We start from the raw sequence: 8,481 nt of genomic DNA on the forward strand, positions 1-8,481 counted from the left end.
ACGGCCACCCCGCTGGCCCCGTCGTTCGCGCCGATGAATATTCCCTTGGGGTTCCGGGTGTCCTCGTCGGGAAATGGCCGCGTGTCGTAATGGGCGCAGAGCAGAATCCGCTCCTTCCGATCCGGATGCCACTGGACGATGATGTTGGCCATCGGCACCGGGCTGCCGTCCTGCGGATTGCGGGCCCGGAACTCCTGGAAGCTAACTTGAGCCTTAAGCTTCCGAAAATGTTCTGTGATAAGTTTTTGCTGGGCGACCATTCCCGCCGAGCCGCTGGGCCGCGGGCCGATCTCGCAAAGTTGCTTGAGATATTCGTAAGCCTGCTTGCCGTCGAACGGGATCTCGTCCAAACGGAATTTGGAAGTCGTTTCCGAAGGGGGCGCGGCCGAATGGCCAAGCGGATCGAACAACAGCAGCGCCGCCACCAGCGCGCCGGCCGTCACGATCGCGCCAACAAACACCATTTGGCCCGACAGCCAGCGCATGATCAGCCTCCCCACGGCGAGTGCGATTCTCATACGATTATTCTAAGCAAAACCGCCGGCCGTCAAAAGACGAATGCGCCAGCTAGCGAGCAGCAAAGATCGGTTCGCTCGACGCCCACTTCGTGCCATCGCGCTTCACGCGGCGATAGAGCGTGTCGCGCTCGACCGGTTCGCGCCCGGCCTCCGCGATCAGGCGGCGAATCTCGTCGACCGAGAGAATTTCGGGGGTCTTGGCGCCGGCGTCGTGATAGATCAATTCGTGGCGCACCGTGCCATCCAAGTCGTCCGCGCCGTAGGCCAGAGCCGTCTGAGCGGTGCCGATGCCAAGCATGATCCAATAGGCCTTAACGTGAGCGAAGTTGTCGAACAGCAGGCGGCTCGCGGCCATGATGCGCAGATCAACCAGCGCCGATGCCTTCTTGATGTGGCTGAGCTTCGTGTTTTCCGGATGAAATGCCAATGGAATGAAGGTCTGAAAACCGCCGGTTTCATCCTGCAACTCGCGCAGCCGAGTGAGATGATCGACGCGGTGATAATCGTTTTCCAAGTGCCCGTAGAGCATTGTGGCGTTCGAGCGCAGGCCGAGTTCGTGGGCCGTGCGATGGATTTCGATCCAGCGCCCGGCATCGGCCTTGTGCTCGCAAATCTGATCGCGGACCTCGGGATGAAAGATTTCGGCACCGCCGCCGGGCAGGCTGCCGAGCCCTGCCTCGCGCAGCTCGGCAAGCACTTCGCGGATCGAGCGGCCGGTGAGATGCGTGAACCAATCGATCTCGACCGCCGTCCAAGCCTTGAGGTGCAACTGCGGATAGGCGTCGTGCAGGAGCCTCAACAAGTTCAAATACCAATCGAATTTCTTTTGATGGTGCAGCCCGCCGACGATGTGCATCTCAGTGGCGCCGCAATCGACGGCCTCTCGCCCGCGGGCCAGAACCTGCTCGTCGCTCATCAGGTATCCCTTGGGATCGCGCAAATCAGAGCGAAACGCGCAGAAGATGCAGCGATAAACACAGACGTTGGTCGGGTTCAGGTGCGTGTTGATGTTGTAGTAGGCACAATTGCCGTTCTTGCGCTCACGGACCAGATTGGCGAGTTCGCCGAGTTCGTTCAAATGCACGTCGGGGCTGAACAGCAGTAGACCGTCATCGAACGATAACCGCTCGCCGGCTTCAACTTTGTCGCGGATCTCTTTCAGCGTCGGATGAACAGTGCGGATCATCGAAAAATCACCTGCTAATTGCCAAGTCAATTGTGCCCACGATCAACAGCCCGAGGCTCACGACCGCGTTGACATTGAAAAAAGCTCGATTCACGCGAGTCAGATCGTCGGGCCGAACCAGCCGATGTTCATAGACTAGCAGCGCGGCCACCGCCACCAATCCCGTCCAGTAAACCCAGCCGAACCGATTATAGACCAGCGGCAACAAACTGAGCAGGGCGATTGTTCCCACGTGACTGACGGCCGCCAGCCGCAACGCTCGGCCGATGCCGAGGCGCGCCGGCATGCTCTTCAAGCCGCGGTGGCGGTCGAATTCAAAATCCTGGCAGGCATAAATCATATCGAAGCCCGCGACCCACAACAGCACTGCCCCGCCGAGCACGACAGCCGGCAACAGATCCAGCGGGCTTCGCGTGACGAACTCGCCGCGAATCGCGATCCACGCGGAAACCGGGGCCACCATCAACGCGGCGCCGAGCCAAAAATGCGATAGCGCCGTGAATCGCTTCGTGAAGCTGTAGGCCATCAGGAACGCCAGCACCGGAAGCGATAAGTACAGGGGCAGGCGATTGGGCAAAAACAGCAGCGTCGCCGCCACGAATCCCGCCGAGCAAACTGCGGCAAAAAGTGCGACGCTCACGCGGCTCAACGTGCCCGCCGGCAAATGCCGCTCGCGCGTCCGCGGGTTCTCAGCGTCGATCTGGGCGTCGGCCAGCCGGTTGAACGCCATCGCCGCGCTGCGGGCCGTCACCATGCAGAGTAGAATCCCCGCCAGCTCGGTCCATCGCCACGGAACCGCCGGCGAGCCGCGCCGATTCTCGCTCCACGCCATCACTGCCGCCAACAACGCGAACGGCAGCGCGAACAGCGTGTGGCTGAAGCGGATGAGTTCGAGCAGGTATCGCAGGTGGCGGAACATAGTTTTGGATTCCAAGTATCAAATCTCAGATTTGAAGATCTGACGCTCGTTTTCCCTCTCCCCAACGTCGAATCAACGAATGTTCGACTCCAAGCTGATCGCAAATCCTGGCGACGACGAAATCCACCAGGTCGCTCACCGACTTCACCCCGTGATAAAACCCCGGGCTGGCTGGCAACACGACCGCTCCCGCCTCCGCGGCCCGTTTCATGTTGTCAAGCTGCGGCAACGAGAGCGGGGTTTCGCGCGGGACAAGGATCAATTTGCGGCGCTCCTTCAAATGGACCTCGGCCGCGCGATGAATGAGGTTGGTCCCCATGGCATGGCTGATCGCCGCCAGCGTGCCGCCGGAGCACGGGCAAACGATCATGCCGCCGGTTAAGAACGATCCGCTGGCGATCGGGGCCATGAGGTCTTGATGGTGATGATAGTGGATCGCGCCCGAGAACCGCCGGGGACTGTCCCCTTTTGTGGCGGGCACCATCGCTTCGATGGTCGCGGAACAAAAGGGGACTGTCCCCTTCTCCGGAGTCGGTTCTCGCGTAGGCGCTTGGTCCATTTTGACGGAGGGCAGCAAATCGGCCGCACGAAAACCGTCGAGATCGACTTTGAGTCCTAATTCCTCGCGAAGCACCGTCTGCCCGGCCGGGCTGATCGTCAGATGCACGTCGCGTCCCGCGGCAAGCAGGACTTCCAGCAACCGCGCCGCATACGCCGCGCCGCTTGCACCGGTGATCGCCAAGACGAGGTTCATAGCATCACTTCGTTCCAACATATAGCGTCGCCACGCCGAACGTCAGCGGCGTGAAGCTCACCTCGCGCAGCCCCGCGCCGCGCATCCGCTCGGCCAGCGCCTCGCCGGTGGGAAACTCGCCGACGCTGGCCGGGAGATAATCGTAAGCGCTAAACCGATTCCGACTAATCGCCTGGCCGATCCGCGGCAGCACGCGGCGAAAATACCAGTTGTACAAGCCACGCAGCATTTGCCCGCGCGGCAGGGAAAACTCCAACACCGCCACGCGCCCTCCCGGCCTGCAGACCCGCGCCATCTCGCTGAGCCCGCGGTCCGTGTCGGTCACGTTCCGCAGCCCGAAAGCGACGGAGACGATCTGAAACGAATCATCGGGAAACGGCAGCCGCTGGGCATCCGCCTCGACGAACGTCATCTGCCCATTTGCTCCGGCCTGAGTCCCCTTTTTTCGGCCAATCGCCAACATCTCGGGGCAAAAATCGACTGCTACGATCGTAATCGCTCCGTTCGTCCGCCTGAAATAGGCCAGCGCCAGGTCGCCAGTCCCAGTGCAGAGATCCAAAAGCGGCCCATCCTCGCGCGCCGGCACGCGCCGCACCGTTTGCCATCGCCAATAGCGGTCAATCCCCAACGATAGCAAATGGTTCAGGAAATCGTATCGCTCGGCGATCTCGCCAAACATCCGCCGAACGCGCGTTTCCGATTTATCGACGATCATGAATTGGGTCCACGCTGTTTTTCAGGATTCTAACCGCAAAGGGGATTCATTCATAACCGCCCAACGGGATGGCTGCGGATGCTGTGAAACATGCTCCGCCGAGTTTTTAGCGGACCGGAACCATCGGACGTTAATCGGGTTGAATGTAAAGTTTCGGGGTGCATTTTCGGGGCGACGGCGGGCCAGCCGGCGCCGATCGGAACTCGATGAAGCCAGGATTCTTGCAGATACTCGGCGCGGCAACGGCGCTGGTTTGCGCTGCGCTAGCGGTGGGGTTCGTTTACTGGCTTTACGCCAGCGGCCGCGGCCGACAAATCGATCCGATCCTGCTACTGCCGGCCTGCGGAGTGGTCGGCGGCGCGCTGGCGGGATTGGCCATCGGCGTGCTCGTGCGCCGGAGGCTGCTATGCACCGTGATCGGGGCGGTTTGCCTTTGGCCGCTGGTGGTCATCGGCGTGCTGCTTTTTTTGCCGATGCGATGAGCGTTGGACGCTGATTCTTAGCGCGACCACTTACCCCGACAAACGCAGCACCACCTCGATCATCTCGCCTTCCGCGATGATTGCTTCCCGTTCCAGCACCATTCGGATCTCGGCGCCCGATTGTTGAAGCGCGGCGGGGGTCGAGCGGCCGGCGATGGTGACGGTTGCCGATGCGGTTGCGACTTTGGGCAGCTCGAAAACCAGTTCGCTAAGCCGCAGGCGGCCGCGGCGCAGCTCAATCCGCGCCGTCTGCTGGCGGGGCAGTCGCTCTTGAATGAACAGCCCCCAGCCTTCCGGCGCGGTGAAGAAGGAGCGATGGTCGTCGGGCTGCCATTTTGGCTTGAAACCGAGGACGCCTTTCGGGCCCTCGACCACCAGTCCTTGCGACGCGATCAAGAGCGACCAGGAACTCATCGCTCGCGCGTAGAACTTGCCGCATTCGAGTTCGTTGAACGGATTGCCGCCGGGACCGGAGTCGAGTCCGTCGCGGCGGCGCCCGTCGTAGCGGCTGCGGGCGGTGCGGACGATTTGGCGGGCCTCGTCGATCAGCCCTTCGTAGATCATCGCGCCGGCAACGGCGTACTCGATGCCCGTCCAGGCCTCGTCGGCGTAGAGAATGAATGGATTGGGCCGCCCGCCGCGCGGCCAGGTGCAGATGATCAGCCCGCCATCGTCGTCAGGGATGTACCGCCGCGGCGCCTGCTTGAAGCCGGCAAACTTCGTGCGGAAATTGTGCTTCATGATCGCGGCCAGCGCACTCTTCACGCGCGAGGCCGGATATAGATAACCGAGATTGAGCATGTGCGCCCACCACTGCCCGAGCAGTTGATCGGCATGGCAGCCGGTATCGTAATCATTGGCGGGCTGCGGTTCGGGAATCTGGATGTAGTACTCGCCGTTCCAGAGCTTCTCGTTTTGGTTCTTCATCCCCGCGTCGCGAACCGACTTCCACGGCTCAGCGCTCGGACGTTCGTTCATCACGTCGGCCATGCGGATGGCGGCCGAGAGCGCGGCCAGATATTGCGAGCCGATGAAAGTGTTCGCGCCGGAGACCGACGTGTCGTATGTGTTCGGCTGCTTCCCGTGCGGCAGGCCTTCGTGGTTGCGGTCGATCGCACCGATCAGCCAGTTGACGGCCTTCTTCACGCCGGGCCAGATCTTTTCCAGAAACTGCCGATCGGGGCTAAGTTGATACTCGCGATAGGCCGCTTCGATGCACGCACAATGCCCGTCGATGAAGGCGGGATGCGCGGCGTGCTCGCGGTGCGAGGTTTCGCCGCTGGCGTGCAAGAACGTGATGAAATTGGAAATCCGCATGTTCTGCCCGATCGTCGGGAATAGCCGGGCGTGGCTTTGGGCATAATTCCAGACATGCGTGCAATTGAGCGGGCAGCAGCCGTAGCTCCCCTCGAAGCCGCCGAAGTAGCCCTCCTCCGTCCAGAAGCAGGTCGGCCCGCGAAAGATCACGCTCTGCGAACTCATGGCGTCGAGGAATTCCTCGGGAAGGTTCGATTGGTAAAGCGTGTCGCGATACAGGTGGGTCCATTGCCATAGCGACTCCAGGTTCTTGCCGAGGTAATCGGCCACTGCCGTGGCGTCGGGCCAGCGCCGGCTGTAGAGGTTGCCCGAATGTTGGAATCGCTGCACGTTGGGGAAGTGCCACGTGAGGGCGAACGTCGTCGAGCGCGACTCGCCGGGCTGGAGCGTGAAGGGGACGGCCAGCGCCGCGTTGATCGTCTGGCCGAGTTTGCTGGTGGCTTCGGCGATGGCCGGCTTCGCGCCGATTCGTGCGGAGAAGGGGACAGTCCCCTTTTGTTCCGAAGACTCCACAAAAGGGGACAGTCCCCGGCGGTTCTCGGGATCGGCGACGAAGGCGGCTAGCTGATCCGCGGTGGACCAAGCCGGAAGCGCGACCGCGTTGCTATCTAGTGCCGCTAGCGCCATCGTGCCCCAGGCTCCGTTGCCTGGTGTGAGCCGCTCGCCCGGCTTCAAGGGCTCGGCGCGCACCGCGGTCAACAATTCACGTCCCCAATTCCAAGGCAGCCCCGGCGCGAGCGCCATGATGATTCGCCCCTGGCCGAGTGGGCCTTCGATCACCAACGGATCGCCGCTGGGAGTCGCCGCCAGCGTTTGATAGCCGCGGTCGCCCGAGATGAAGCCGCAGAGCCGCGAGTAGCGCGAGACTTTCCAGTCGCCGATGATCGATTTAAGTGCGGCCGGCGCGCGGTCGGTCAGAGCGATCGCCGATTCGGCGCGGAGCGTCTCTTCTTCCGCCGCGCTGAAAGGCAGATCAATCGCATTGGCGGCGACCTCGATTGCGGTCCCTTTTCGCAGGAGCGGCTCGGGTGGGATATCGGAGAAGATGATCTGATCGATGTTGATGTGCCCCCAGCCTTCGGAATTACGATCGACGATCTCGATCGCGGCCTCCTTGCCTTTCAGATCGGCAACGTCCCAACTGGCCGGCTCGAGGGCTTCGCGGTCTTTGCCGGTCGCTGTGCGGACCACCTTGCCGGCGACGCGGAGGTTGATGCAGGTCTGGTTCGGATGATTGCCGCCACCGATGAGAAAGCCGATGTACCGCCGCTGGATCGAGAAGGATTTTGATGTGGCGGTGCCTTGCGGTGAGTCGCTCTCAAGATACGTGTTCACGAGCCCGCGGCCGACGAAACCGGTGACGGGTTGCTGCCCCGCTTCCGTGCCGTGCGAGGGGCCTTTGCCGAAAGCGGTCCCCGTGATCGTCCAGCCCTCGTAGGTCCGTTTCTCGAAGTCTTCGAACACGGTGGCCACGGCCGCGAAGTCGCGATTCTTCGTACGGAGCGAGGCCAGCACCTCAAAGAAGCGCTTCGACAGCCCATCGGCGACGACCACGCCGCCGTCCGCGGCGATGCGGGTCAATTGCTCCGCTGCCGCGATGGTCAGATCGACCTGCCCCGCCAGCCAGTGCAGCTCGGGTCCGCGAACTTCGCTGCCGCCGGCTGTGCGGACTTTCACCGGTCCGGAAGTAACCGGATTCTCCGATTTGTCCATCGCGATGGTCACGCGGCCGTTTTCTCGAAGCACGCGATTGCGGTTTCTCCCGTAGCCGGCGAACCGCACGCCCTGAATGTTCGCCGCGCCGCCGCTGCCGACTGCGTTTTGCAGCGCGGCGCAGATCGTCACTTCCGCCGCTGTCTTGCCGGGATTCGTTGCAGTCAGCCGAAACAGCGCGCCGGGGATCGACGAATTCAGCGCGTCGAGCGGGATGATCGGGTTAAGCGCTTCCAAGACAAACTGGACGGGCAGAGCCGAATCGTGGAACACCAGCCGCGCAATCGGATAGCCGGCCTCGAACTCCAGCGACTCGACCGCCCTGAACGAGCCTTCCGCCGCCGTTTGCAGCACGCGCGTGACCGCTGCGCCCGATCCTGTGCGGGCGCGGACGGCGAAGAAGCTGCCGGGCACTCGCGGCTCGCTTAAATTGTTGAAGATTTGCCAAACGCCGAGCCGCCCCTGGCCGTCGAGCCAAATGCTGCCCGTGCCGATCCCGCCGACCGGCATTCCGACCGCTTCGAGATGGTCGCCCTTGTAAATCCGCGGCGGCGTGCGCGGATAGGGCTGCTCGCCCGCGGGCTTCGGCGGCGCAAGCCGAGGCTTTTCGCTGGTGTCGGCGGCCGAGGCGATGTCGCCGATCACGGCCAGCGCCGCGGCGCCGGCGGCCAGCTTCTCCATGAAGTCGCGGCGATTCAAATCGATCGGCTCGGTCGTGCAACATCGGCCGCCGCAACAACGAGATTCCTCAGCCACAGCTCGTCCTCCCGGAAATCGAAGAGCTTCAAAGCTAAGTCGAAGGGTGCCATGGCCACTGCCCTGAGTGGCCATGTGCCGCCCCAGTCCCATGCCCACGCAAAGCCGTGGGCATGGCACA

The 8,481-nt window shown here is 62.6% G+C and carries 7 protein-coding genes; 1 reads left to right on the forward strand and 6 read right to left on the reverse strand.

Annotation, left to right across the window (positions count from 1 at the left end; translation table 11 throughout):
- The 5 genes from VGY55_24305 to ubiE all read right to left on the reverse strand — a co-directional run.
- The coding region (locus tag VGY55_24305) for a M28 family peptidase (protein HEV2973112.1) at nt 1-518 on the reverse strand (518 nt) is incomplete at its 3' end.
- A gap of 49 nt (nt 519-567) precedes the next feature.
- On the reverse strand, nt 568-1,704 hold the full coding sequence (gene mqnE, locus VGY55_24310) for an aminofutalosine synthase MqnE (GenBank protein HEV2973113.1): 1,137 nt from the start codon (nt 1,702-1,704) through the stop codon (nt 568-570).
- Between the two features lie 7 nt (nt 1,705-1,711).
- Nucleotides 1,712-2,623, reverse strand: coding sequence for a UbiA-like polyprenyltransferase (locus VGY55_24315; protein HEV2973114.1), 912 nt, complete (start codon nt 2,621-2,623; stop codon nt 1,712-1,714).
- A gap of 25 nt (nt 2,624-2,648) precedes the next feature.
- Complete coding sequence (locus VGY55_24320) at nt 2,649-3,377, reverse strand: flavin prenyltransferase UbiX (GenBank protein HEV2973115.1); 729 nt, start codon at nt 3,375-3,377, stop codon at nt 2,649-2,651.
- A 4-nt stretch (nt 3,378-3,381) separates the two neighbouring features.
- Nucleotides 3,382-4,092 carry a bifunctional demethylmenaquinone methyltransferase/2-methoxy-6-polyprenyl-1,4-benzoquinol methylase UbiE gene (gene ubiE / locus VGY55_24325; protein HEV2973116.1) on the reverse strand — a complete coding sequence of 237 codons (711 nt, stop codon included), beginning with the start codon at nt 4,090-4,092 and terminating at the stop codon, nt 3,382-3,384.
- Nucleotides 4,093-4,298: 206 nt separating this feature from the next.
- On the opposite strand from ubiE, the gene VGY55_24330 reads away from it, so the two are divergent.
- Nucleotides 4,299-4,574: a hypothetical protein gene (locus VGY55_24330; protein ID HEV2973117.1), complete on the forward strand. Its 276-nt coding sequence runs from the start codon at nt 4,299-4,301 to the stop codon at nt 4,572-4,574.
- 30 nt (nt 4,575-4,604) lie between these two features.
- Here VGY55_24330 and VGY55_24335 read toward each other — a convergent pair whose 3' ends face one another.
- A complete protein-coding gene (locus VGY55_24335; protein ID HEV2973118.1) occupies nt 4,605-8,360 on the reverse strand; it encodes a GH116 family glycosyl-hydrolase in 3,756 nt (1,251 codons plus the stop codon).
- Nucleotides 8,361-8,481: the final 121 nt, after the last annotated feature.

It is taken from the genome of Pirellulales bacterium (assembly GCA_035939775.1).
Lineage (GTDB): Bacteria > Planctomycetota > Planctomycetia > Pirellulales > DATAWG01 > DASZFO01.

Bases quoted from the DNA above. Each gene is read 5' to 3' on its own strand.
- mqnE (HEV2973113.1), bottom strand. From the start codon at position 1,704: ATGATCCGCACTGTTCATCCGACGCTGAAAGAGATCCGCGACAAAGTT.
- VGY55_24315 (HEV2973114.1), bottom strand. From the start codon at position 2,623: ATGTTCCGCCACCTGCGATACCTGCTCGAACTCATCCGCTTCAGCCAC.
- VGY55_24320 (HEV2973115.1), bottom strand. From the start codon at position 3,377: ATGAACCTCGTCTTGGCGATCACCGGTGCAAGCGGCGCGGCGTATGCG.
- ubiE (HEV2973116.1), bottom strand. From the start codon at position 4,092: ATGATCGTCGATAAATCGGAAACGCGCGTTCGGCGGATGTTTGGCGAG.
- VGY55_24330 (HEV2973117.1), top strand. From the start codon at position 4,299: ATGAAGCCAGGATTCTTGCAGATACTCGGCGCGGCAACGGCGCTGGTT.